Source organism: Pantoea sp. UBA5035 (genome assembly GCF_002415245.1).
Taxonomy (GTDB): Bacteria; Pseudomonadota; Gammaproteobacteria; order Enterobacterales; family Enterobacteriaceae; genus Pantoea; species Pantoea septica.
Map to the genome: position 1 here is coordinate 43,508 of NZ_DICD01000012.1, position 23,657 is coordinate 67,164.

22 protein-coding genes are annotated in these 23,657 nt (G+C 60.9%); 16 read left to right on the top strand and 6 right to left on the bottom strand.

Annotated elements, in window-relative coordinates; all coding sequences use genetic code 11:
• Positions 1 to 76 precede the first annotated feature (76 nt).
• The 4 genes from xylF to xylR all read left to right on the top strand — a co-directional run bounded on the left by xylF (position 77) and on the right by xylR (position 5,058).
• Positions 77 to 1,069, top strand: a complete 993-nt coding sequence (gene xylF, locus B3229_RS09315; RefSeq protein WP_033755515.1) for a D-xylose ABC transporter substrate-binding protein — start codon at positions 77 to 79, stop codon at positions 1,067 to 1,069.
• 29 nt (positions 1,070 to 1,098) lie between these two features.
• Entirely contained in the window at positions 1,099 to 2,619 is a 1,521-nt protein-coding gene (locus B3229_RS09320; protein WP_286870431.1) for a xylose ABC transporter ATP-binding protein, read from the top strand.
• The gene (gene xylH / locus B3229_RS09325) at positions 2,612 to 3,787 is read left to right on the top strand and encodes a xylose ABC transporter permease XylH (RefSeq protein ID WP_048784761.1); all 1,176 of its coding nucleotides are present in this window, start codon (positions 2,612 to 2,614) and stop codon (positions 3,785 to 3,787) included. The genes B3229_RS09320 and xylH overlap by 8 nt, the downstream gene beginning before the upstream one ends.
• 92 nt (positions 3,788 to 3,879) lie before the next feature.
• Positions 3,880 to 5,058, top strand: a complete 1,179-nt coding sequence (gene xylR, locus B3229_RS09330; protein WP_033793021.1) for a D-xylose utilization transcriptional activator XylR — start codon at positions 3,880 to 3,882, stop codon at positions 5,056 to 5,058.
• Positions 5,059 to 5,089: 31 nt separating this feature from the next.
• Here xylR and B3229_RS09335 read toward each other — a convergent pair whose 3' ends face one another.
• The 5 genes from B3229_RS09335 to B3229_RS09355 all read right to left on the bottom strand — a co-directional run bounded on the left by B3229_RS09335 (position 5,090) and on the right by B3229_RS09355 (position 9,212).
• Complete coding sequence (locus B3229_RS09335) at positions 5,090 to 6,166, bottom strand: ROK family protein (protein ID WP_239670416.1); 1,077 nt, start codon at positions 6,164 to 6,166, stop codon at positions 5,090 to 5,092.
• 222 nt (positions 6,167 to 6,388) lie between these two features.
• Positions 6,389 to 7,129 (bottom strand): DNA replication protein DnaC, encoded by a 741-nt coding sequence (dnaC, locus tag B3229_RS09340; RefSeq protein ID WP_048784757.1) that lies wholly within the window; start codon positions 7,127 to 7,129, stop codon positions 6,389 to 6,391.
• Positions 7,129 to 7,665, bottom strand: coding sequence for a primosomal protein DnaT (dnaT, locus tag B3229_RS09345; RefSeq protein WP_277268681.1), 537 nt, complete (start codon positions 7,663 to 7,665; stop codon positions 7,129 to 7,131). Before dnaT ends, dnaC begins: the two co-directional genes overlap by 1 nt.
• A 103-nt stretch (positions 7,666 to 7,768) precedes the next feature.
• Entirely contained in the window at positions 7,769 to 8,446 is a 678-nt protein-coding gene (locus tag B3229_RS09350; RefSeq protein ID WP_286870432.1) for a hypothetical protein, read from the bottom strand.
• A 76-nt stretch (positions 8,447 to 8,522) separates the two neighbouring features.
• Positions 8,523 to 9,212, bottom strand: a complete 690-nt coding sequence (locus B3229_RS09355; RefSeq protein WP_286870433.1) for an autotransporter — start codon at positions 9,210 to 9,212, stop codon at positions 8,523 to 8,525.
• Between the two features lie 140 nt (positions 9,213 to 9,352).
• On the opposite strand from B3229_RS09355, the gene B3229_RS09360 reads away from it, so the two are divergent.
• The 9 genes from B3229_RS09360 to B3229_RS09400 all read left to right on the top strand — a co-directional run bounded on the left by B3229_RS09360 (position 9,353) and on the right by B3229_RS09400 (position 18,471).
• A complete protein-coding gene (locus tag B3229_RS09360) occupies positions 9,353 to 9,934 on the top strand; it encodes a DNA-3-methyladenine glycosylase I (RefSeq protein ID WP_286870434.1) in 582 nt (193 codons plus the stop codon).
• A gap of 88 nt (positions 9,935 to 10,022) precedes the next feature.
• Positions 10,023 to 10,685: an OmpA family lipoprotein gene (locus tag B3229_RS09365; RefSeq protein WP_033755493.1), complete on the top strand. Its 663-nt coding sequence runs from the start codon at positions 10,023 to 10,025 to the stop codon at positions 10,683 to 10,685.
• A gap of 161 nt (positions 10,686 to 10,846) precedes the next feature.
• A complete protein-coding gene (locus B3229_RS09370) occupies positions 10,847 to 11,833 on the top strand; it encodes a LacI family DNA-binding transcriptional regulator (protein ID WP_286870435.1) in 987 nt (328 codons plus the stop codon).
• Between the two features lie 67 nt (positions 11,834 to 11,900).
• A complete protein-coding gene (locus B3229_RS09375; RefSeq protein ID WP_286870436.1) occupies positions 11,901 to 12,926 on the top strand; it encodes a LacI family DNA-binding transcriptional regulator in 1,026 nt (341 codons plus the stop codon).
• Positions 12,927 to 13,065: 139 nt separating this feature from the next.
• A complete protein-coding gene (locus B3229_RS09380) occupies positions 13,066 to 13,815 on the top strand; it encodes a sugar phosphate isomerase/epimerase family protein (protein WP_286870437.1) in 750 nt (249 codons plus the stop codon).
• A 9-nt stretch (positions 13,816 to 13,824) separates the two neighbouring features.
• On the top strand, positions 13,825 to 14,778 hold the full coding sequence (locus B3229_RS09385; RefSeq protein WP_084884289.1) for a sugar kinase: 954 nt from the start codon (positions 13,825 to 13,827) through the stop codon (positions 14,776 to 14,778).
• A 35-nt stretch (positions 14,779 to 14,813) separates the two neighbouring features.
• Complete coding sequence (locus B3229_RS09390; protein ID WP_048785263.1) at positions 14,814 to 16,094, top strand: MFS transporter; 1,281 nt, start codon at positions 14,814 to 14,816, stop codon at positions 16,092 to 16,094.
• A gap of 72 nt (positions 16,095 to 16,166) precedes the next feature.
• Positions 16,167 to 17,138: a glyoxylate/hydroxypyruvate reductase GhrB gene (gene ghrB, locus B3229_RS09395; RefSeq protein WP_048785265.1), complete on the top strand. Its 972-nt coding sequence runs from the start codon at positions 16,167 to 16,169 to the stop codon at positions 17,136 to 17,138.
• 79 nt (positions 17,139 to 17,217) lie between these two features.
• Positions 17,218 to 18,471 carry a valine--pyruvate transaminase gene (locus tag B3229_RS09400; protein ID WP_048785268.1) on the top strand — a complete coding sequence of 418 codons (1,254 nt, stop codon included), beginning with the start codon at positions 17,218 to 17,220 and terminating at the stop codon, positions 18,469 to 18,471.
• A 36-nt stretch (positions 18,472 to 18,507) separates the two neighbouring features.
• Here B3229_RS09400 and B3229_RS09405 read toward each other — a convergent pair whose 3' ends face one another.
• A complete protein-coding gene (locus tag B3229_RS09405) occupies positions 18,508 to 19,962 on the bottom strand; it encodes a PLP-dependent aminotransferase family protein (protein ID WP_286870438.1) in 1,455 nt (484 codons plus the stop codon).
• A 237-nt stretch (positions 19,963 to 20,199) separates the two neighbouring features.
• Here B3229_RS09405 and B3229_RS09410 point away from each other — a divergent pair, with 237 nt between their 5' ends.
• Genes B3229_RS09410 through B3229_RS09420 form a run of 3 tightly spaced genes read left to right on the top strand, consistent with a single transcriptional unit; the run spans position 20,200 to position 23,657 of the window.
• A complete protein-coding gene (locus B3229_RS09410) occupies positions 20,200 to 21,666 on the top strand; it encodes a hypothetical protein (RefSeq protein WP_286870439.1) in 1,467 nt (488 codons plus the stop codon).
• Positions 21,667 to 21,684: 18 nt separating this feature from the next.
• Positions 21,685 to 22,962, top strand: coding sequence for an ATP-grasp domain-containing protein (locus B3229_RS09415; RefSeq protein ID WP_286870440.1), 1,278 nt, complete (start codon positions 21,685 to 21,687; stop codon positions 22,960 to 22,962).
• The gene (locus tag B3229_RS09420) at positions 22,959 to 23,657 is read left to right on the top strand and encodes a class II glutamine amidotransferase (RefSeq protein ID WP_048785282.1); all 699 of its coding nucleotides are present in this window, start codon (positions 22,959 to 22,961) and stop codon (positions 23,655 to 23,657) included. Before B3229_RS09415 ends, B3229_RS09420 begins: the two co-directional genes overlap by 4 nt.

Below are 23,657 nucleotides of genomic sequence, written 5' to 3' on the forward strand. Positions count from 1 at the left end.
AGCCAGGTCAACAATTCAACCGCCTGGACTCATGCGATAACGACAACAGCCTCAACCTACAGACAGGATGAACATCATGAAAATGAAACTTACGCTGTTAGCCGCCTGCGCCGCGCTGGCGCTTTTCAGCCACGCCGGCGCAGCGAAAGAAGTGAAGATCGGCATGGCGATTGACGACCTGCGCCTTGAGCGCTGGCAAAAAGATCGCGACATCTTCGTTAAGCAGGCGGAATCGCAGGGCGCGAAAGTGTTCGTGCAGTCGGCCAACGGCAATGAAGAGACGCAAATGTCGCAAATAGAAAATATGATCAACCGCGGCGTCGATGTGCTGGTGATCATTCCCTATAACGGCCAGGTATTAAGCAACGTCGTCGCCGAAGCGAAACGCGAAGGCATTAAAGTGCTGGCCTATGACCGTATGATAAATAACGCGGATATCGATTTTTATATTTCGTTTGATAATGAAAAAGTCGGCGAACTTCAGGCGGAAAGTATTGTTAAGCAGGTGCCCAAAGGAAACTATTTTCTGATGGGCGGCTCGCCGGTGGATAATAACGCGCATCTGTTTCGCGCCGGTCAGATGAAGGTGTTAAAACCTTACATCGACAACGGCAGCATTAAAGTCGTCGGCGACCAGTGGGTCGACGCCTGGCTGCCGGAAAACGCGCTAAAAATCATGGAAAACGCCCTGACCGCCAACAGCAACCACATCGACGCCGTCGTCGCCTCCAACGACGCCACCGCAGGCGGCGCGATCCAGGCGCTCAGCGCGCAGGGGCTGGCGGGCAAAGTCGCCATCTCCGGTCAGGACGCCGACCTCGCCGCCATCAAACGCATCATCAACGGCACGCAAACCATGACGGTGTATAAGCCCATCACCCAGCTCGCCACCGAGGCCGCCAACATCGCCATCGAACTGGGCAACGACAAAACGCCCGCCAGCAACGGCAAGCTGAACAACGGCCTGAAAGAGGTGCCTTCGCGCCTGCTGACGCCGATTCCGGTCAATAAAGAGAACATCGACAGCACCGTGGTGAAAGACGGTTTCCATAAAAAGAGCGAGCTCTGAGCGCGCGCGGCCGCGAAGAGGAGAGATCGATGCTGCTGGAAATGAACAATATCACCAAGCGTTTCGGCGCGGTGAAGGCGCTGGATAACGTCAGCCTGCGGCTGGACAGCGGCGAAGTGATGTCGCTGTGCGGCGAAAACGGCTCGGGCAAATCCACGCTGATGAAAATCCTGTGCGGGCTCTACCCGCACGGCGAGTTCGACGGAGAGATCACTTTCGCCGGAGACGAGATTCAGGCGCAGACCATCCGCGATACCGAACGCAGAGGCATTGTGATTATCCATCAGGAGCTGGCGCTGGTGCGGCAGCTGACGGTTATGGAGAACATCTTTCTCGGCGCGGAGCTGGGCCGCTTCGGCATCGTCGACGACGAAACCATGACGCTGCGCTGCCAGCAGCTGCTGGCGCGCGTCAGGCTCGACGTCTCGCCCGACGCCCGGGTTGGCGATCTGGGGCTGGGGCAGCAGCAGCTGGTCGAGATCGCTCGCGCGCTCAATAAGCAGGTGCGGCTGCTGATCCTCGATGAGCCGACCTCGTCGCTGACCGAGCGTGAAACCGAGGTGCTGCTGAGCATTATCAACAACCTGCGCGATCATGGCATCGCCTGCATCTACATCTCTCACAAGCTAAACGAGGTGAAAGCGATCTCCGATACCATCTGCGTCATTCGCGACGGCAAACCCATCGCCACCCGGCCAGCCGCCGGACTCAGCGAGGATGACATTATTACCATGATGGTGGGACGCGAGCTGACCGCGCTCTATCCGCATCAGCGGCATGCCATCGGCGACACGGTGCTGCGCGTTGAACACCTTACCGCCTGGCATCCGGTTAACCGGCACGTGCGCCGCGTCAACGACGTTTCCTTCACCCTGAAGCGCGGCGAGATCCTCGGCATCGCCGGGCTGGTCGGCGCCGGCCGCACCGAAACGGTTCAGTGCCTGTTCGGCGTCTGGCCGGGACGCTGGCAGGGCGATATCTGGATTAACGATAAGAAGGTACAGATTCGCGACTGCCAGCAGGCAATAGCCCAGGGCATCGCCATGGTGCCGGAGGACCGCAAAAAAGATGGCATCGTGCCCCTGATGGGCGTCGGCAAAAATATTACCCTCGCGGCGCTGGATCAGTTCAGCCGCCGCTTCGCGCCGCTGGACGAGACGCGCGAGCAGCATGTCATCAATGACGCTATCGCGCGGCTGCGGGTCAAAACCTCATCGCCGGAGCTGCCAATCGGCCGACTGAGCGGCGGTAACCAGCAGAAGGCGATTATCGCCAAATGTTTGCTGCTAAACCCGCAGATCCTGATCCTGGATGAGCCGACGCGCGGCATCGACGTCGGCGCGCGCCAGGAGATCTATCAGTTGATCAACAACCTGGTGCAGCAGGGGATCGCCGTGATCGTTATCTCGTCCGAACTCCCTGAAGTGCTGGGCCTGAGCGATCGCGTTCTGGTGATGCATGAAGGGCGGATAAAAGCCGATCTGATAAACAACAACCTGACTCAGGAGCAAGTGATGGAAGCGGCCCTGCGGAGTGAACATTATGCTTAAAACCGAAAGTCGTCAGGGCACGTTGCCGGGCGCGCCGTCGCCAGGCAAATTCTCGCTGCCCAACCTGCAGGTGCTGGTAATGCTGGGCGCCATTCTGGTGATCGCCCTGTTCTTCACCTGGACCACCGACGGCGCCTGGCTCAGCCCGCGCAACGTCTCTAACCTGCTGCGACAGACCGCGATCACCGGCATTCTGGCGGTCGGCATGGTGTTCGTGATTATTTCGGCGGAGATCGATCTGTCGGTAGGCTCGATGATGGGCCTGCTGGGCGGCGCGGCGGCGATTTTCGACGTCTGGCTCGGCTGGCCGCTGCCGTTGACGATAGCGGTGACGCTGCTGATGGGGCTGCTGCTGGGCACCTGGAACGGCTGGTGGGTCGCCTACCGCAAAGTGCCGTCGTTTATCGTTACGCTGGCTGGCATGCTGGCGTTCCGCGGCATTCTGGTGGGGATCACCAACGGCACCACGGTTGCGCCGACCACGCCTGCCATGTCGCAGATCGGGCAGAGCTATCTTTCAGACGGCGTTGGCTTCGGTTTCGGCATCGCCGGTCTGGCGCTGTTTATGCTGTGGCAGTGGCGGCTGCGGCTGCGCCGTCAGCAGCTCGGACTGACGCAGTCCGCCGCCGGCGGCACCGTGGCGCGTCAGGCGCTTACCGCGGTGCTGGTGCTGGGCGCGATCTGGCTATTGAATGACTACCGCGGCGTGCCGACGCCGGTGCTGCTGCTGGCGTTGCTGCTGCTGGGCGGCATGTTTATGGCGACGCGCACCGCCTTTGGTCGCCGCATCTACGCCATCGGCGGCAATCTGGACGCCGCGCGCCTGTCGGGCATTAACGTGGCGCGCACCAAGCTGGCAGTATTCGCCATCAACGGCGTGATGGTGGCGATCGCCGGGCTGATCCTCAGCTCGCGCCTCGGCGCCGGCTCGCCGTCGGCGGGCAATATCGCCGAGCTGGACGCCATCGCCGCCTGCGTCATCGGCGGCACCAGCCTGGCGGGCGGCGTGGGGTCGGTCGCGGGTGCGGTCATGGGCGCTTTTATCATGGCCTCGCTGGATAACGGCATGAGCATGATGGACGTGCCCACCTTCTGGCAGTACATCGTCAAAGGGGCGATTCTGCTGCTGGCGGTGTGGATGGATACCGCCACGCGTCGCCGGGTCTAATCGCGTCGGGGATCACAACCTGGCGCAAACAATTTCTGCTGTTCATCCGGCCGTGCTATGCATTGCGCTGGGATTCAGGAGAGCGCGCCACTATGCATGAAAAACGCTATCGCATTACGTTGCTGTTCAATGCCAATAAGGTCTACGACCGTCAGGTGGTAGAGGGTGTCGGCGAGTATTTACAGGCGTCACAAACCGACTGGGATATTTTTATCGAGGAGGATTTCCGCTGCCGCATCGACAATATCCGCGAATGGCTGGGCGATGGCGTGATCGCCGACTATGACGATAGCTCGATCGAGCAGCTGCTGGCGAACGTCGAGGTGCCGATTGTCGGCGTCGGCGGCTCTTACCATCGCCAGCAGGATTATCCGCCGGTGCACTATATCGCCACCGACAACGCGGCGCTGGTGGAGAGCGCCTTTCTTCATCTCAAAGAGAAGGGTATCAACCGCTTCGCCTTTTACGGGCTGCCCGCCTCCAGCGGCAAGCGCTGGGCCCAGGAGCGCGAACACGCCTTTCGTCAGCTGGTGCAGCGCGAACGCTATCAGGGCGTGGTCTATCAGGGCATGAATACCGCGCCGGAAAACTGGCAGCATGCGCAGAACCGGCTGGCCGACTGGCTGCAAACCCTGCCGCAGCAGACCGGCATTATCGCGGTCACCGACGCCCGCGCGCGTCATCTGCTGCAGGCGTGCGAATATCTCAAAATTCCGGTGCCGGAAAAGCTGAGCGTGATCGGCATCGACAACGAAGAGCTGACGCGCTATCTGTCGCGCGTCGCGCTCTCGTCGGTAGCGCAAGGCACGCGGCAGATGGGCTATCAGGCCGCCAAACTGCTGCATCGCCTGCTGGACAAACAGCCGCTGCCGCTGCAGCGCATTCTGGTGCCGCCGATGAAAGTGATCGCCCGACGCTCGACCGATTTCCGCTCGCTGCGCGATCCGGCGGTGATTCAGGCCATGCACTACATTCGCTTCAACGCCTGTAAAGGCATCAAAGTAGAGCAGGTGCTGGATGCGATCGGCCTGTCGCGCTCTAATCTTGAGAAACGCTTTCGCGATGAAACCGGCGATACTATTCACGCCATGATCCACCGCGAGAAACTGGAAAAAGCGCGCGAGCTGCTGGCCTCTTCCTCGCTGAACATTAATGAGATTTCCCAGATGTGCGGCTACCCTTCGCTGCAATATTTTTATTCGGTATTTAAGAAAAGCTATGCCAGCACGCCAAAAGAGTACCGGCAGCATCACGGCGAAAGCCTGATGTAAAATGGCGGCGGCGTGATAAAGCCGCCTCTCTTCATCCCTGACGTTGTTCATACTGCTCAATCACCGCCAGCGACAGCCCTACCGCCGGATCGAGACGCGTCTGTAAAAAATGCAGCGTGGTGTTCTGGAAGGTGAAGGCTGGCGTACTGGACGCGATCCTTTTGCGCACCGTGTCGCAAAACATCGGGTGCACATTCCAGGGCGCGTCGATAATAATCGTGGCCGGATTGAGCAGCAGGATAATCTGGCTCATCGCCTTAGCGAGAAAACCGCCCGCCTGCTGCATCACCTCATCCACCACCTTCGGCGCCTCGTCGCGCGTCTGCCAGCTTAAGCCGGGACGGCGCTGGGCCAGCTGCTGCTCTATCGCCGGTTTGCTAAGCAGCGCTTCGGCGCATCCCTGACGTCCGCAGCGACAGCGCGGGCCGTCCGGCTGCACGCTGAGATGCCCTGCTTCGCCCGCGGTCCAGCTGTTGCCGGTCACCACTTCGCCCTGCTGCACCAGCGCGCCGCCCATACCTTCGGCAATCCGCAGGTAGAAGTGGCTGCCCGCCGCTCTCAGCCCAAGCTGCTGTACCGCCAGCAGCGCCGAGGCCTTGACGTTATTCATCACGCGCAGCGGCACATCCACCTTTTGTTTGATCGGCGTCAGCAGATCGACATCCTGCCAGCCCAGATGGGTTGAAAGGTGCATCCAGCCGCGTTCGGGATCGACGATACCGGGAAAACCCAGCCCGATGCCCAGCAGCTGCGGATGCTTCTCCGCCAGTTCGCCGCACAGGCTTGCTACCTCATCCAGCAGCTTTTTAGGGTTAGCGGTATCGACGCGACGCGTCTGCTCCACCATCACCTGCGAAAAGTAGTCGCAGACGCGCCAGTAAATAGCGTTGCGCTCCACCATCACGCCCGCGCTTTTCAACTGTTCCGGGCGCAGGGCGATCTCAATCTTCGGACGTCCGGCGGCGGCCACGCTGATCGGCCCCAACTCCTGAAGCAGCGACCTTTCCAGCAGTTCATCTACGATCAGCGACACCGTATTTTTGCTGAGCGACAAGATGTGGGCTAAATCCTGACGCGACGTTACGCGCAACCGACGAAGCTGCGTCATCACTCGCTTCTGGTTGTTAAGTCTGAGTAGTGCAGGGCCTTTACCCATATTCATTACAGCGCTCATCTGACGGGCAACGTATCTTTCAGTGTAACAGCGCCGGGACGCCTCTTATCTGGCACTTTTGCGCGCTGTTTCACACAAGTCGCAGCAGAGGGCGGCGCAAAGGAAAGAGACGTAAAAAAACCGGGACGCGCCCGGTTTCTTGCAGGGAAGAGAAAATTAATATTCGTCGCCGCGCACGCGGCTGCGGTAGCTTTCCCAGTCGAAGCGCACCCACATGCTGTTGCCGAGACGCATGCGGTCCATTACGCGCTCGCCGAGCAGGGTATTCATACCGGCGGGATCGAGGTTAGAGAGCATCCCGGTCGGACGCTTCGAAGAGGAGCGTCGATCGACGATCTGGTTGATAATCACCTTTTCGTAGCGCGACTCACTCTGCATGCCGATCTCGTCAATCACCAGCAGATCGACGCTGCTGAGATCCTGCAGCAGTCGCTCTTCGGTGACGTCGCTGCCGCCGCTGAAGGTGCCTTTCATGCTCGACATCAGATCCGCGACGGTGACGATCAGCACGCTTTTGCCGCGCAGAATCAGATCGTTGCCGATAGCCGCCGCCAGATGGTTTTTGCCGGTGCCGGGACGGCCGGAAAAGACGAAGCTGGCGATGCTGCCCTCAAAATCGTCCGCATACTGGCGCGCCATCGTCAGCGCTCTGCGCTGGCCTTCATTTTCGACGCGATAGTTATCGAACGAGCAGTTCATATGCAGCTCGCGAATGCCGGAGCGTCCCATCACGCGCTGCATTTTCATGGCGCGGTTTTCACGCACGATAGACTCCGAACGCAGGCGGCCCTGCTCCTGGTTCCAGGCCAGCAGCTCTTCACCGCTGGTGAACTTTGGCTGGACGTTGGCGGGCATCATTTTTTTCAGACGGCTGAACAGATCGGTCGGCGTTTTCATTACTCACCTCGAAACCCATCGGGAATGTTGTAATCAGTATTGCTGATTTGCGTGATATCGCGTTTGGGCTGGCCGCCGCTGGCGGCGCGGTTCATCTGCACGCTGCGCGCCAGCTTTTGCTGCCACTGCACATGGTGGAACAGCCGGCCTTCCGCCTGCCAGTAGGCGACGAAAGCGGCCAGCTCGGCAGGCGTTACCGGCTCGCTCAGAGCCACGCCCCAGATAGCGGCCTGGCGCTGAAAATCGGCGTCGGGCTGCCAGCCGGCATACATCGCGAACTTGCCCGCCGGCGTCGGCAGAGAGGCTGGCAGGTCGTCATATAAGCTGTCGTCCAGCGTTACGTCGCTGGGATGCGCCGCCGCCGCCTCCAGCGCCAGCAGATGCGCCAGCCGCTCGGGCGTCACGGCGTAAAACGCCGGCGCGTAATTATCCAGCACCGCCAGCGTGCCGTTTTCCGCCTGCTGCAGCGCCTGACGCGGATCCTGGCGGAAGGCGTCCAGACCAATAAGCGTAGAAGTAAGAATTTTGACTGACATGATGAAACCTGACGTTGACCTGCACGCTGCGCCGGCAGAGCGCCGGCGCACAAGTCTTTATTGTACCTTTTTTAGCGTCCTGGATCGCCAAAAAAGGCGTCGGTCAGGAGGACCAGGAAGCGGACTCTGCGGAAAGGGCGGTCTGAACGGGTTTGGCGGCTTCTGCCCTGACGCGCGTCGGGCGGGTTTGCCACAGGTAGCGCGTCGAGGCGAGCCAGCAGATGCTGTAGCCCAGCAGCTCGGTGCCCTCTTCGGCGATGTTTTTCACCACGCGGTTGTAGCCGTCCAGCATCAGGTGCTGCCACAGCTGATGCATGCCGAACAGGCGGGAGAACACCAGCACGATCAGCATGCCGCTGGCGGTCATCAGCCAGCAGCGATCCGTCACGAAGGCGAGCAGCCCGTCCAGCGTGCTGCGCGGCGACCGCAGCGCCATCGCCAGACAGGCCGCAGCGGTCGCCAGCGCAAACCACACCCAGCTGCCGTGCTCGACGACGTCGAATACGAAGTCCAGCTCGCGGATCAGCATGCAGCTGTAGAAGCCGCCGATCAGGATCAGCGCGCCGCGCTGATCGGGACGCCGATGCGCCGACCAGAAGAACATCGCCGCGATGGAGGCGAGCATCACTTCCTGCAGCGTCTCCGTAATCGACGTTTCATGCATGGCGTCGTTCATCCAGTTTACGTCGATATAGATGCCCGACATCATCAGCACAAGAAACAGTGTTGCAAATAAAAAAGCCGCGCATTCACGGCCGAGGATTGAAATTTGTTCGCGCATATTATTACCACTATTATGATTAGCGCGCTTATTATATGGCGTTACTCACCCGCCCTTTCTCATTTTATGCCCCATGTTAAAAACTGGCGCTAACGCCGAGGCTGTAAATAAACTGCTCGCCGCTGTTTAGCGCGTCGTTTTGCGAAAATGCCGCGAATGCCGCAACGTTGTGATTCAGGGGAATTTGCGCACCGACGCTGACGTCGACCCAGCCCGCTTCGCGCGCGGCCGGATCGTCCGGTGAACGATCGCGCGACTCGCCGGTCAGGCTATCGCCGGGCTGATAGCTATAGCTAAGCTGCGCGTAAGGCGCTATCCCGCCCAGCCGGGTATCGACCCGCCAGCCTAAGCTCGCGACGCCGTCGCGACTGAAATCGCACTGCGGACAGCTGAGCGGCGCGGTCGCGGGCGCATACTGCGCCACCGGCCCGGTCGTCAGCGACGCGCCCAGCGGCAGCTCCCAGCCGGCGCTGTAGCGCGTGCCGGTCGGCACCGGCTCGGCGCGCAGCGTGAAGGGGGACGGGGACGAATTGAGCGCCGCGTCCAGAAAGTTCATCTGCGCGTCGCTGCCGACGATCAGATGATTTCGGGAAATCTTTTCCGCAAGGATAGTGTCGTAATCGGGCCGATCGCGCAGGCGATCCTCCGGCGATGACAGGGTCTCGCCGCTCCAGGCAAACAGGGGCGTCGCAGAACAAAAAAGCAACGCACTACTCAGCCCCAGCGCAGCAAGGCGCTGGCTGGCACACTGACTTTTCTGCAACATGAAAAACTCCAGACGACGCTGAAGAGAACGATCGGCGCTATTTGAGAAACTGTTTTATCACGCCTGCTGTTTAACTATTAACCGACTAAACGTAAGATCAAGCGACGTCACAAAATTTTCTCTTTATCAGGATAAAGAACATGCAACGATGCGGCTGGGTCACTCAGGACCCGCTTTACCTGGCCTACCACGATCGCGAGTGGGGCATTGTGCAAAACGATAAGCAGGCGCTGTTTGAGATGCTTTGTCTGGAAGGTCAACAGGCGGGGTTATCCTGGATCACCGTACTGAAGAAACGAGATCGCTATCGCCACGCCTTTCACGCCTTCGACCCTCAGGCGGTGAGCTTAATGGATGAAGAGGATCTGGCGCGTCTGATGCAGGATAGCGGACTGATACGCCATCGCGGCAAACTCGCCGCCATTATCGGCAACGCGCGCGCTTATCTGGCAATGGAGGCGAAAGGCGAAGATTTCGCGCGCTTCGTGTGGAGTTTTGTCGATAACCAGCCGGTTGTGCATCGCTTTACCCACTACAAAGAGGCGCCGACCACCTCAGAGCAGGCTATCGCGCTGTCGAAGGCCTTAAAGCAGCGTGGTTTTAAATTCGTCGGCCCGACAATTTGCTACTCCTTTATGCAGGCCTGCGGGCTGATTAGCGACCATCAGACTGACTGTTTTTGCCATCCTGACAACCTTTTACGCGCAAACCAGACAAAATAAGAGTTTCCCTCACTCCTTCTCTCTTTTTAAGCGGCATAATCTCGCCGCTTTAAAGACGTAATGTCTTTGTTTGATTTAGGGAATGAGCATGTATAAAAAATCGTTTTCGCTTTGCCTGTTACTGAGCGGCAGTCTGGTACTGTCAGGTTGTACCGTTAATCCATACACCAATGAATCCCAGGCCGGCAAATCCGGCATCGGCGCGGGCCTTGGCGCACTGATGGGCGCCGGGGTCGGCGTTCTCTCCTCCTCGAAGAAAGATCGCGGCAAAGGCGCGCTGATTGGCGCGGCGTCCGGCGCGGCGCTTGGCGGCGGCATCGGCTACTACATGGATGTGCAGGAAGCCAAACTGCGCGAAAAAATGCGCGGCACCGGCGTCAGCGTGACGCGTCAGGGCGACAACATCGTGCTGAATATGCCGAATAACGTCACCTTCGACTCCAGCAGCAGCAGCCTGAAAGCGGCGGGCGCCAATACCCTGACCGGCGTGGCCATGGTGCTGAAAGAGTATCCGAAAACCGCGGTAAATGTGGTGGGCTACACCGACAGCACCGGCTCGCGCGCGCTGAATATGCGTCTGTCGCAGCAGCGCGCCGAGAGCGTCGCCGGTGCGCTGATTACCCAGGGCGTCGCGGCGGATCGTCTGCGCACTCAAGGCCTGGGCCCGGACAATCCGGTCGCCACCAACAGCACCGAAGCAGGCAAGGCGCAAAACCGCCGCGTGGAAATCACGCTTAGCCCGATCGGCTGATGCGAAAACGCCCCTAAACGGGGCGTTTTTCGTCACAATGCGGTTTTTTTGGCATTTTTTCGCGCTTTTTTCGACAAAACAGGGCGGATGACATGCAACCTGTAGTGCCAAAACAGACTTTATGTTAGCGTGAAAAAAACGTGTTCAGCGAGTCGTCCAGCATGTCACTAAAAGCCATTGCCAGTGAATTAGGGTTGTCCGTTACCACGGTTAGCCGGGCGTTAAACGGCTATGAGGATGTGGCGGAGGAGACCCGTAAACGCGTGGAAGCAGAAGCGCAGCGTCGCGGCTATCGCCCCAACGCCGCTGCGCGCCGTCTGAAAACCGGCCGCGCCAATGCGGTAGGTTTAGTTTTCCCTGTCAGCACCTCGCCCATCAGCGACTGCCGCTTCAGCGAGATGTTGCTGACGCTCGATCAGCGCCTGGCGCAGCGAGAGATCGATCTGCTGCTGCTGGTGGATAAGCCCCATGACGGACCGCGCACCCTGACACGTCTGTTGCGTAGCCGGGTGCTGGATGCGCTTATCGTTACCCATACCCTGCCGCAGGATGAACGCCTGCTGAGCCTGCAGCAAAAAAACTTTCGCTTTATCACGCTTGGCCGTAGCGATCTGCCGCAGCCCTACGCCTGGCTCGACGTCGATCACCACCACGGCTCGCGCCTGGCGGTAGAAGCCTGTCTGCAGCTGGGGCTGACCCGCATCGCCTGGCTGGGCAGCGACGAAGGCACCACCTTTGTACGCGACCGCCGTCAGGGTTTCCTCGACGCGATGGGCGCCGTTGCGCCGTTCGATATCGTCGCCGTGCCGCCGTCGCGTCGCGTCGGCTATCAGCAAACCGCCGCCTGGCTGGCGCAGGATGCGTCGCTGCAGGCGATTATTGCCGACAGCAGCGCGCTGGCGGAGGGCGCGGCGCTGGCGATGCAGCAGGCGAACCGGCTGCACGGCAGCAAAGCGATTCGCCTCTATGCCTGGGAAGGCTTGCCGCGCGAAGCGATCGTCGAGGCGCCGGCGATCGCCATCCGTCAGGCCTCGGATCGCGAAACCGGCGATCAGCTTGCCGATCTGGTGGTGCAGATGCTTGACGGCGCGCCGCTGGAAGCGCTTCAGCTGTTGCGCCAGCCCTGGCTGGATAGCGCGCCGCGCTGATCGCGCTTTTTGCGACGGACCGCGCCTGTGCTAGTCTCTGCCTGTTTCTCTTTTTGCAGGTACCGACATGAAGAACAGACCGCCTCGCGCCACCATTAGCGATGTTGCTCGCAGCGCGCGAACCGGTAAAACCAGCGTGTCTCGCTATCTCAACGGCGAGCAGCATCTTCTTTCCGCCGATTTAAAAGCCCGCATCGAACAGGCAATCGCCGAGCTCGACTATCGCCCCAGCCAGATGGCGCGTGGGCTAAAGCGCGGCCGCACGCGGCTGATCGGACTGATTATCGCAGACATCACCAACCCCTATTCCGTCGACGTGATGTGCGGCATTGAGGCCGCCTGCCGCGCGCGCGGCTTTACGCTGCTGATGTGCAACACCAACAATGAAGTGGACCTGGAGCAGCACTATCTGCAGCTGCTGAGCAGCTATCAGGTGGAAGGGGTAGTGGTAAATGCCGTCGGCATGCGCGAAGAGGCGCTGAGCCGCCTGCAGCAGTCGCTGCTGCCGATGGTGCTGATCGACCGAAAAATTCCCGATTTTGCCTGCGATGTCGTCGGCCTGAACAACGCCGAAGCTACGGAGATCGCGACGCAGCATCTGCTTGATAACGGCTATGAGGCGCTGCTGTTTTTGAGCGAGCCGCTGGGCAGCGTCAACACGCGCCGCGAACGCCTGCAGGCGTTCCGTCAGCGGCTCGCCGCCTGGCCTCAGATTGCGCATGAGAACGCCGAGGTGCCGCTGCATCAGCCTGCGGCGCTGGATGCGCTGCTGCTGGACTATACGCGGCGTCAGCGCGGAAAACGCGCGGCGGTGATGGTGGCGAACGGCGCCATGACGCTGCAGGTTGCGCGCGCGATGCAGCGCGTCGACCTGCGCTGGGGTGAAAATATTGGCCTGCTCGGCTTCGACGAGCTGGAGTGGGCCGCGCTGGCCGGCGTCGGCATCACCACGCTGCGGCAGCCCACCTGGCAAATCGGCTATGCGGCGCTGGAGCGGCTGATCGCCCGTATCGACGGCAGCGCCGGGCCCGCCGCCGAACAGGTTTTCTCCGGCGAGCTGGTGGTGCGCGGCTCCAGCCAGCCCCTCGCCTGATCTCCCCTCTTGTTTTCCCTCTCTCGTGCTCGCTTCGTGAGCACGATCATAGTTTCAGCCTCTGCCTCTTTGCTTTGGAACCGGTTCCAATTAACGTTTTCCCTGTAACTTTTGCTTAACGCGCATTCCAGGGGTAACGATGAACGCTGAAATTATTGTGGTGACCGCCGCCTACGGACAGCAACAGGTCGCCGCGCTGGGCGGTCAGCAGGCGCTGCTGCCGCTGATCCAGCAGGCCGGCGCTGACGGCGTCGAAATCCGCCGCGAACTCTTCGACAATGCGACGCTCGCCAGTCTGCCCGCGCTGGCCCAGGCCATTCAGCAACATCAGCTGCGCGCCAGCTACTCGGTGCCCGACACGCTGTTTTGTGACGACGGCGCGTTAAATCCCCAGCTGGAGAACTACCTTAAAGAAGCCCAGCAGCTGAACGCGCAGCGCCTCAAGCTGGCGCTGGGCGGATTTAACGGCGATCTGCACGGCGCGGATTTGCGCGCGCTTGCCGAGCGCTACCCGGTGGAGCTGGCGGTGGAAAACGATCAAACCGATAACGGCAAGCTCGCGCCTTCGCTGCGTTTTTTCCAGGCGGCGGAGCAGGCGAACCTGCCGGTGACGATGACATTCGATATGGGCAACTGGCTCTGGACGCAGGAGAACGCGCAGGCGGCGGCGACTCAGCTTGGGCGCTTCGTGCGTTATATTCACGTCAAGGCGGCCGTACCGCACGGCGACAGCTTTCGCGCGGTGGCGCTGGACGAGGCGAAAGCGGACTGGCGCGACCTGCTGCGCCAGCTGCCGGACAATGCGCCGCGCGGCATCGAATTCCCGCTGGAAGGCGAAGATCTGCTGGCGGTAACCCGCCGCTACGTGTCGCTGCTGCGCACTCTGTAAGGAGAGAAGATGACTACTCTGCATAACGGCGCGCTGGACGTCGTCACCATCGGCGAAGCGATGGCGATGTTCGTGGCGCGTGAAACCGGCGATCTTGCCGCCGCTGAAACTTTTATCAAGCGCGCGGCGGGCGCGGAGCTTAACGTCGCCATCGGCCTGGCGCGTCTCGGTCTGAAGGTCGGCTGGGTAAGCCGCGTTGGCGACGACAGCTTCGGCCGCTTTATCTGCCAGGTGCTGGAGAGCGAAGGCGTCGATCGCCGCCAGGTGACGAAAGATGCGCGCTACCCCACCGGTTTTCAGCTGAAATCCAAAGTCGACGACGGCTCCGATCCGCTGGTGGAATATTTCCGTAAAGGCTCCGCCGCCAGCCATCTCTCCGTCGAGGATTTCAACAGCGATTACTTCGGCGCCGCACGCCATCTGCATCTGAGCGGCGTCGCGGCCGCGCTCTCCGCCAGCTCGCTGGCGCTGCTGAAGCACAGCGCGAAAGAGATGCGCGCGCGCGGCAAAACCATCTCTTTCGATCCTAATTTGCGGCCGGTGCTGTGGCGCAGCGAAGAGGAGATGCGCCAGCAGCTCAACCACCTGGCGGAGTACGCCGACTGGGTGCTGCCGGGCGAAAAAGAGGGCTATATCCTGACCGGCTACCGCCAGCCGGAAGCGATCGCCGATTTCTACCTTGATAAAGGGGTGAAAGCGGTGGTGATTAAAACCGGCTGCGACGGCGCCTGGTATAAAACCGCCCAGGGCGAGCAGGGCCAGGTCGAGGCGATCCGCGTCGAGAACGTGGTGGACACTGTCGGCGCGGGCGATGGTTTCGCCGTCGGCGTGATCAGCGCGCTGCTGGAAGGTAAAACGCTGCCGCAGGCGATTAAGCGCGGCAACAGAATCGGTTCGCTGGCGATTCAGGTGATCGGCGACAGCGAAGGGCTGCCAACACGCAGCGAGTTAGGCGATTTCTAGCCTGCATCCGAACCGCAATATCAGAGGAGAACCGCATGAAAACGCAGACAATCGCGCCGAAACGCTGGTGGTATATCATGCCCATCGTGTTTATCACCTACAGTCTGGCCTATCTGGATCGCGCAAACTTTAGCTTCGCCTCTGCCGCCGGCATCAACGACGACCTGGGCATCACCAAGGGCATGTCCTCGCTGCTGGGCGCGCTCTTCTTTCTCGGCTACTTCTTTTTCCAGATCCCCGGCGCGGTCTATGCCGAACGCCGCAGCGTAAAAAAACTGATTTTCTGGTGCCTGGTGCTGTGGGGCGTCTGCGCGTCGCTAACCGGCGTGGTCAGCAACATCCCGATGCTGGCGGCGATCCGCTTCGCGCTCGGGGTAGTGGAAGCGGCGGTGATGCCCGCGATGCTGATCTACATCAGCAACTGGTTCACCAAGTCGGAGCGCTCGCGCGCCAATACCTTTCTGATCCTCGGCAACCCGGTGACGGTGCTCTGGATGTCGGTCGTCTCCGGCTATCTGATCGACGCGTTCGGCTGGCGCGAAATGTTTATCTTCGAAGGGATTCCAGCGGTGATCTGGGCCGTCGCCTGGTGGTTTATGGTGCAGGATAAGCCCGAGCAGTCGCGCTGGATGAGCAAAGAAGAGAAAGCCGCACTGGCCGCCCAGCTGAAAAAAGAGCAGGAGAATATCAAGGCGGTGCGCAACTACAGCGAAGCGTTCCGCAACCGCAACGTTATTCTGCTCTGCATGCAATATTTCGCCTGGAGCATCGGCGTCTACGGCTTCGTGCTGTGGCTGCCGTCGATTCTGCGCAACGGCACGCAGATGGGCATGGTGGAAGCGGGCTGGCTGTCGGCGGTGCCTTATCTGGCGGCGACCATTGCGATGATCGTCGTCTCATGGGCGTCGGATAAAATGCAGAACCGCAAGCTCTTCGTCTGGCCGCTGCTGCTGATCGGCGCATTCGCGTTCCTCGGCTCTTATCTGGTCGGTTCCGACAACTTCTGGCTCTCTTACGCGCTGCTGGTGATTGCGGGTGGCGCCATGTATGCGCCTTATGGTCCCTTCTTCGCCATTATTCCAGAGATGCTGCCGCGCAACGTGGCGGGCGGCGCGATGGCGCTGATCAACAGCATGGGCGCGCTGGGTTCGTTCGTCGGTTCCTGGATTGTCGGCTATCTTAATGGAGCGACGGGCAGTCCGGCGGCCTCCTATATCTTTATGGGCGCAGCGCTGCTGGTCTCGGTGTGGCTGACGTTGATCGTCAAGCCCGCCGAAAACAAAACGCCGCCGCTGCACGGCGCGAAACACGCCTGAAAGCGTAAGCGCTGACCCTCTTCTCCGGGCGACCTGCGTGTCGCCCGTCACACGTTTTACAGGGAGCGAACGATGAAACCATCCGTGATTCTGTATAAAAGCCTGCCGGACGATCTGCGCGCCCGGCTCGATGCCCATTTCAGCGTAACCGAAATCAAAGATCTGTCGCCGGAAAGCCAGCAGCAGCACGCTGACGCGCTGGCGCAGGCCGAAGGGCTGATCGGCTCCGGCGGCAAGGTCGACGGCGAACTGCTGGCGAAAATGCCGAAGCTGCGCGCCTGTTCGACCGTATCGGTCGGTTACGACAACTTCGACGTCGAGGCGCTCAACCAGCGCCATGTGCTGCTGATGCATACGCCGACGGTGCTGACCGAAACGGTGGCCGACACCATGATGGCGCTGGTGCTGAGCAGCGCGCGCCGCGTGACCGAGCTGGACGCGTGGGTGAAAGCGGGCCAGTGGAACAAAAGCATCGGACCGGACAAATTCGGCATCGACGTGCACCATAAGACGCTCGGCATTCTTGGCATGGGCCGCATCGGCATGGCGCTGGCGCAGCGCGCGCATCTCGGCTTCGGCATGAAGGTGCTTTACAACGCGCGCCGCGAACATGAAGAGGCGCAGTCGCGCTTTAGCGCGCAGCGCTGCGATCTCGAAACTCTGCTGAAAGAGAGCGACTTTGTCTGCATCAGCCTGCCGCTGACCGAGCAGACCCACCATATGATCAGCGCGGCGCAGCTGAAGCTGATGAAGCCGAGCGCCATCCTGATCAACGCCGGACGCGGTCCGGTGGTGGACGAAGAGGCGCTGATCGCCGCGCTGAAAGAGGGTACCATCCACGCGGCGGGCCTGGATGTGTTCGAGCAGGAGCCGCTGACCGCATCGCCGCTCTTCTCGCTGCCTAACGTAGTGGCGCTGCCGCATATCGGCTCCGCCACGCACGAGACGCGCTACGGCATGGCGCAGGACGCGGTGGAGAACCTGATCGCCGCGCTGACCGGCAAGGTGGAAAAGAACTGCGTTAATCCAGACATTCTCAAGTAATCCGCCCTTCCCATTGCGCCCGCCGCTGGCGGGCGTTATCGTTGATTCCCCATTCGTCACATGTTTTTAACGTCTATATATGTCTTTTTCTCAGTTCGGCGACAAATTTACCCAGCACACCGGCATTTCACGTCTGATGGAAGATATGGGCGCAGGACTGCGCACGCCCGGCACCATTATGCTCGGCGGCGGCAATCCGGCGCAGATCCCGGCGATGAACGACTATTTTCAGCAGCTGCTGCAGCAGATGCATGACGAGGGCAAGCTGAGCGAAGCGCTCTGCAACTATGACGGTCCGCGCGGCAAGGCTACGCTGCTGAACGCGCTGGCGACGCTGCTCAGCAGCGAGCTGGGCTGGCCGGTGACCGCAAACAATATCGCCCTGACCAACGGCAGCCAGAGCGCCTTTTTCTATCTGTTTAATCTGTTCGCCGGTCGCCGCGCCGACGGCAGTAAAAAGCGCGTGCTCTTTCCGCTGGCGCCGGAATACCTGGGCTATGCCGATGCCGGACTGGACGAAGGGCTGTTCGTTTCCGCTAAGCCCAATATCGAGCTGCTGCCGGAAGGCCAGTTTAAGTATCACGTCGATTTCGAACATCTGCCGATGCATGACGATATCGGCCTGATCTGCGTGTCGCGCCCTACCAACCCGACCGGCAACGTGGTGACCGACGACGAACTCATGCAGCTCGACGCGCTGGCGCAGCAGCACGACGTGCCGTTGCTGATCGACAACGCCTACGGCGTGCCTTTCCCCGGCATTATTTTCAGCGACGCGCGTCCACTGTGGAATCCCAATATTATTCTCTGCATGAGCCTGTCGAAGCTCGGCCTGCCCGGCGCGCGCTGCGGCATTATCGTCGCCGACGAAAAGATTATCGGCGCCATCAGCAATATGAACGGCATTATTAGCCTGGCGCCTGGCAGCATTGGCCCCGCCATCGCCGCCGAGATGATCCAGCGCGGCGATCTGTTGCGGCTGTCGGAAACGGTGATTAAACCTTTCTATCAGGCCAAAGTGACCGAAACCATCGCTATTCTGCGCCGCTATCTGTCGGAGGAGCGCTGCCTGATACATAAGCCGGAAGGCGCGATTTTCCTCTGGCTATGGTTCCGCGATCTGCCGATTAGCACCGAGGCGCTTTACCAGCGGCTGAAGGCGCGCGGCGTTCTGATGGTGCCGGGCCACTTTTTCTTCCCCGGCCTGGAGCAGGCGTGGCCGCACACGCACCAGTGCATGCGCATGAACTATGTGCCGGACGCCGAGAATATTGAGCGCGCGGTGCAGATTCTGGCGGAAGAGGTTGAGAAGGCGTTCGCGGAGCAGCTTTAACACGCGGTTTTAGAGGCGCGCCGGTTTGACCGGCGCTCACTCCTCTTTCGCCTCCAGCAGCGACTCCCGACACCACTGCGCCAGCTGGCGGATCGCCTGCTCGACCTCTTCATTCCAGCCAAAGCCGGCATTCAACCGAAAACAGTGGTCGTAGCGATCGTCGGTGGCGAAAATATGGCCCGGCGCGATGCCGATGCCGGCGTTGCGCGCTTTGAGAAACAGCGCGCGCACGTTGAGCGCCTGGTGCGGCATCTCGACCCACAACACATAACCGCCTTCCGGATCCGAGACGCGCGTGCCCGCCGGAAACTCGCGCAGCAGCGACTGACGCATCTGCTGAATCTGTCCGGCCAGCTCGCGCCGCAGCTTACGCAGATGGGCGTCATAGCCGCCGCTGCGCAGCAGCTCGGCGATCGCCGCCTGCGACAGCGTCGAGGTGCCCATGGTCGAGGTGTATTTCAGCGACGCGATCTTGCGCATGTAGTTGACGCTGTGCACCCAGCCGATGCGGATACCGGGCGCAACGGTTTTGGAAAAGCCGCTGCACAGAATGGCGTTGGGGCTAAAGGCGCGCATTGGAAAAGGCCGCCGCTCGCCGAACGCGGTATCGCCGAAAATATCGTCTTCGACGATCACCACGTCATTCTCATCGGCCTGGCGGGCGATATAGGCCTTCTGCTCGTTGGGAATCGATTTGCCGAGGGGATTGTTGACGTTGCTGATGGTGAGAAAGGCCTGTACCGCCCTGCGGCGGAACAGCGCGGTGAGCTTTTCAACGTCGACATAGCCTTCCGGCCCGGCGTCGACTTCAATCACGCGCAGGTTGAGATTATGCAGCATCTGCAGCAGCACGAAGTAGCAGGGCGACTCCACCGCCACCACGTCGCCCGGCCTGAGCGTGGCGCGCAGCGACAGCGACACCGCCTCAATGCAGCCGTTGGTGATGAGAATATCGTCGGCGCTGATATTGCAGCCATACTCCACCGCCCGACGCGCGATTTCATGCTTCAGCGGCAGATAGCCGGTGCCTTTAACGGTGTTGCCCAACAGCGCCGGTTTGCTGTATCCCATTTGACGCATCAGCAGCCCGATCTTTTTCACCGGATAGAGCGAGCTGTCGCCATTCGCCAGGTCGAGACGAACGCGACACTCTGAGCCGAGGATCGCCAGATGCATCTCCGTCTGTTCATCCAGCGGCGCGACCAGCCGCGGCTGCGCCAGCGGGGTCGGCGTCGCCTCTTTATGCGCCAGACGCGGCGCGACGAAAAAGCCTGATTTCGGCTTCGCCACCGCAAAGCGCTCATCTTCCAGCGTGCGCAGCGTTTTCAGCGCGGTCGTCAGGCTGACGCTGTACTGGGTCGCCAGCGTGCGCACCGAGGGCAACCGGCTGTCGGGCAGCAGCGATCCGCTGCGGATAGCCTGCTTAATCTGTTCGGCTATCTGGCGGTAACGACTGCTCTGACTCTCCTGCTCGTCCGTTTCACCGGGCATCTGTTCCACCCCATATCGTACTGATCTGTGCGTATTCAAGAGAGTACATTCAAAGTACTTTAGGCTGCATCTCTTAATTATTTATGACGCGCGGCCGCTCCGCTTTCTGCGTCCAGCGCCCTGCCGTCTGCCTGCGTTCCGGCATTCATTGCTACACCGCTTAATGGCCTGTTTTTCATGGAATCAGTAGGTTCCATGCATTTAAACGAATTTATCAGCCAAAGGAAAACGCGAAAAATGAATAATCTGTCCGCCATGATGAGAGAAATCGAAAGCTATCTGACGCCGGCAATCATCGATTCCGCTAAACGGTGCTCTCATCGTCTGCTTGCCGCGCTGCCGGATAGCGAGCAGCTGTCGCGCAACCGCGTCCTGCTCGCCTACGGCGGCGGCAAAGACAGCAGCTATATGGTGGCCTATGTGCGTTACATTCAGGGGTTAATCTGGCGGCAGCGCGGCGACACCTTTCTGCTGCGCATCAGCACCAACCGCCACGCCGCCATGAGCGACAGCGTGATGGAGAATATCGACCGCGTTTACCGCGCGCTGGCTATTCACCATGACGCCTTCGTAGAGAGCCTGATCGTCGACGGCCAGCAGATCCGTCCTTTCGAACGTCATCTTCCCCTGCCCGAGTCGGTGCGCCAGCAAAACCGCAGCGATGTGCTGATGAACGGCCACCGCTTTCGCGCCGACGCGCGCTCGACCTTCTGCAACGCCTGCAATCTCAGCATGGTCAACTCGTTCGGCCTGGCGGCGCACTATAACGGCGGCGTGGACATGATTATCACCGGCGATTCGCCGCAGGAGCAGACCGCCTATGTCGCCTGGGCGCGGCATCTTTCGCGCCTGTTCGATGCGCCGACGGCGGAGAAAGATCGGGGCTTTCGCGGCTTTTTGCAGACGCTCGACGGCGTGGCCCATCGCTACTCGGCGGCTATCCACGGCGAGGCGGCGGTCACGCCCGCGCGCCGCATCATGCATCAACTGACGCGCGATCCGCTGTTCTTCAATATTTATCAGGACACCGCCTACGAAGCCGGCGCGCACTGGGCGCTGCTCAACGACTTTATGCGTTTCCGCTTCGACCCGCTGATGTTCAGCTTCTCCGAATCGGACTGCGGCAACCCGACGCTAATGGCGCACATTCGCGGCCTGCGCGCGGAAACCCTGCTGCAGCGCAGCTACGCCGAAGGCATTCGCGAATATGTCCGCTTTGCGCTGGGGCTGATGGCGCAGAAAGATTTCCCGCCTCAGCTGATCGCCGAGATGGCGGCGCGCTATCAGGACGAAGCCGCTATCGAACAGCAGCGCCAGCGCGCGGCGCGCTTCGCCGAGGAGACGTTCGGCCTCGACGAAACCCAGCTGATTTGCATGATCTATTCGCCCTTTATCGCGCAGGGCAGCCAGCTGCACAGCTGGCTGACGCAGCAGCGGATCGGGCTGGACGAAGCGGCGATTCGCCAGCTGCTCGCCGGCGAGCGCGACGAGGCGGCGCTGGCGCAGCAGCTCGGTCAACTTTCTGGCCTGGATATCAATCAGTTACGTCACTGCTGGCAAAGCCGCCAGGTGAGTTCGCTGCTGGAAGGCAAAAGCGCCGATCCGCTGTCGCGCGTGCTGCGCTTCGATCCGCATAAGGCGGTGATTCAGGTAAACCATGGCGTCCTGCAGGATACCGTGACCGAAGTGATCTCCGGGCGCTGATCCCGGTAAGGCGAAGCGATGAGAAAAATTTTTCTGCAAATAGGCGCAACGCGCGACGGCCAGAACCCCTACTGCGAGGTGGCGAAGCGCGACGGCTACTTTACCGTACTGGCGGAGATGAGCGATTTCGTCGACTACCAGTCGCTCAGCCTGACGCTGCCGTTTGACCTGATCGTTCGCCTTGATCGGCCGGAAAACCCCTGGGAAGTGCTGCAGGCCTGTCTGCACGCCGGGCTGCTGGAGCACCCGCGCGTGGTGCTGGCCGGGTTTGAAGCCTACAACGCCAGCGCCGGCCGGGTGCGGGAAATCCTGGCTGGACCCGATGCGCCGCGCACCTTTATCCCGCTGGATAAATATGCCCAGCGAATGGCGCTGAAAAAAGCCTGGCCGCGCTTTCCACAGCCGGAGTTCCGTTTTTTCGCCTCGCCGCTCAGCATTCTCGACGCCCATCAGGCGCTGATCTATCCCTGCGTGATCAAGCCGGTGGACAGCGGCGGCGGCCTGGGGATCTGGCTGGTGGACGCGCCCGAACGGCTGGCGGGCGTGGTGCAGATGCTGGAAGAGACCATGAACTACGGCGGGCGCAGCTTTAGCGGGTTTATCGTCGAAAGCTGGCTGGACGGCGATGAATATTCGCTGCAAGGCGTGGTGCACGACGGGCATCCGCACGCTCTGACCTGCTGCCAGAAAGTGATCGAACAACATCGCGACGCCCAGGGCGGCGTCAGTTTTTACGAATCCGGCCACGTCGCCGTCGCTGCCGAGACGCTGCCGCCCGCGTTCGCCAGCCTGATGAAGTTCTGCTGTGAAACTTTCGGCTACCGGCTCGGCGCCTTTCATATCGATTTTATCGTGGTGGATGGCGTGCCGCACTTTCTTGAAATGGGCTTCCGCCTTTCCGGCATGGGCGTGCCCAGCCTGGTCGAAGAGACGACCGGCATCGACTGGGTAGCGGTCGCGTTTCGGCTTGAAGCAGGCGGTGAGATGCCCGCGCTGCGCTTCGCCGCGCCGTCGCGCGCCGTCGGCCAGCTGCGTCTGCGCCAGCCAGCCCAGCTGCGCCAGGCGGAAAGCTGGATTGCCGAACATCGTCAGGGGGCGCTGCTGCCGCCGCTGACCTTTGCCGGCTTACAGGTGTCGCGGCGCTCGTCGCTCTATGCCGATCTGACGCGCCATGCGGGCATACTCGGCACGCTGCGCCTGTCAGCTGGCGGTCGCGACGACATTCTGGCCGTTTTTAACAGCGTGGTGCGCACGGCATCTCGCCTCTCAGAAGGAAATTTATTGTGTGCAGAATGATTCTGGCGCAGGGCGAATTCGACGCGGCGCAGGTGCTGGAGGCGGCGCGCGCCATGAGCTGCGGAGAAACCGCCTGCCATGACGGGCCGATCAAAGAACATCCGAACGGCTGGGGATGTTTGTGGCTGGAGGCGGGCGAGATCCGCACGCTGCGCGGCAGCGGTCCCTTTGCCGACGCGCTGCCTGATATCGATGTCGAACGCATCAAAGGACGCTTTCTGGCGGTGCATGTGCGCCACGCCACGCTGAGTAAAAACCAGGGGCTGGAGTTCGCCCATCCGCTGCTGCGCGACAGTGCAGGCACGCGCTGGTACATGATGCATAACGGTTTTATGCCAAAGGTCTACGCCCGTCTCGGCATGGCGGCCTCCCGCTTCGACTCGGCGGAGTACCTGGAATATCTGGTGGATCGCATCACGCCCGCCGACTTCACGCGCGACTACCTGCGCGACAAGCTGGCGCAGGTCGAGCCGGGCGGCAGCGCGGGCAACGCGATTTTCGTCACGCGCGACCGGGCATGGGCCTGGCAGTGGCATCCGCAGGATACGCCTTATCCGCACTACTTCACGCTGCACGTTTTGCAGCAGGCGCGCTGTACGTACATTTCGTCTGAACCTGTTCCAACCCTGGGCGACGCCGCCAGCTGGCGACGCATGGCTAACCATGAACTACGCGAAATTCCTTTGGGGGAGTAA

Excerpts from the sequence above, each read along its gene's own strand:
- B3229_RS09405 (WP_286870438.1), bottom strand. The coding sequence starts at position 19,962 with ATGCCCGGTGAAACGGACGAGCAGGAGAGTCAGAGCAGTCGTTACCGC.
- B3229_RS09365 (WP_033755493.1), top strand. The coding sequence starts at position 10,023 with ATGTATAAAAAATCGTTTTCGCTTTGCCTGTTACTGAGCGGCAGTCTG.
- B3229_RS09335 (WP_239670416.1), bottom strand. The coding sequence starts at position 6,166 with ATGACGCAGCTTCGTCGGTTGCGCGTAACGTCGCGTCAGGATTTAGCC.
- xylH (WP_048784761.1), top strand. The coding sequence starts at position 2,612 with ATGCTTAAAACCGAAAGTCGTCAGGGCACGTTGCCGGGCGCGCCGTCG.
- xylR (WP_033793021.1), top strand. The coding sequence starts at position 3,880 with ATGCATGAAAAACGCTATCGCATTACGTTGCTGTTCAATGCCAATAAG.
- ghrB (WP_048785265.1), top strand. The coding sequence starts at position 16,167 with ATGAAACCATCCGTGATTCTGTATAAAAGCCTGCCGGACGATCTGCGC.
- B3229_RS09350 (WP_286870432.1), bottom strand. The coding sequence starts at position 8,446 with ATGCGCGAACAAATTTCAATCCTCGGCCGTGAATGCGCGGCTTTTTTA.
- B3229_RS09400 (WP_048785268.1), top strand. The coding sequence starts at position 17,218 with ATGTCTTTTTCTCAGTTCGGCGACAAATTTACCCAGCACACCGGCATT.
- B3229_RS09390 (WP_048785263.1), top strand. The coding sequence starts at position 14,814 with ATGAAAACGCAGACAATCGCGCCGAAACGCTGGTGGTATATCATGCCC.
- B3229_RS09375 (WP_286870436.1), top strand. The coding sequence starts at position 11,901 with ATGAAGAACAGACCGCCTCGCGCCACCATTAGCGATGTTGCTCGCAGC.
- B3229_RS09415 (WP_286870440.1), top strand. The coding sequence starts at position 21,685 with ATGAGAAAAATTTTTCTGCAAATAGGCGCAACGCGCGACGGCCAGAAC.
- B3229_RS09420 (WP_048785282.1), top strand. The coding sequence starts at position 22,959 with ATGATTCTGGCGCAGGGCGAATTCGACGCGGCGCAGGTGCTGGAGGCG.
- B3229_RS09320 (WP_286870431.1), top strand. The coding sequence starts at position 1,099 with ATGCTGCTGGAAATGAACAATATCACCAAGCGTTTCGGCGCGGTGAAG.
- B3229_RS09410 (WP_286870439.1), top strand. The coding sequence starts at position 20,200 with ATGAATAATCTGTCCGCCATGATGAGAGAAATCGAAAGCTATCTGACG.
- B3229_RS09385 (WP_084884289.1), top strand. The coding sequence starts at position 13,825 with ATGACTACTCTGCATAACGGCGCGCTGGACGTCGTCACCATCGGCGAA.
- B3229_RS09355 (WP_286870433.1), bottom strand. The coding sequence starts at position 9,212 with ATGTTGCAGAAAAGTCAGTGTGCCAGCCAGCGCCTTGCTGCGCTGGGG.
- B3229_RS09370 (WP_286870435.1), top strand. The coding sequence starts at position 10,847 with ATGTCACTAAAAGCCATTGCCAGTGAATTAGGGTTGTCCGTTACCACG.
- B3229_RS09360 (WP_286870434.1), top strand. The coding sequence starts at position 9,353 with ATGCAACGATGCGGCTGGGTCACTCAGGACCCGCTTTACCTGGCCTAC.
- dnaC (WP_048784757.1), bottom strand. The coding sequence starts at position 7,129 with ATGAAAACGCCGACCGATCTGTTCAGCCGTCTGAAAAAAATGATGCCC.
- dnaT (WP_277268681.1), bottom strand. The coding sequence starts at position 7,665 with ATGTCAGTCAAAATTCTTACTTCTACGCTTATTGGTCTGGACGCCTTC.
- xylF (WP_033755515.1), top strand. The coding sequence starts at position 77 with ATGAAAATGAAACTTACGCTGTTAGCCGCCTGCGCCGCGCTGGCGCTT.
- B3229_RS09380 (WP_286870437.1), top strand. The coding sequence starts at position 13,066 with ATGAACGCTGAAATTATTGTGGTGACCGCCGCCTACGGACAGCAACAG.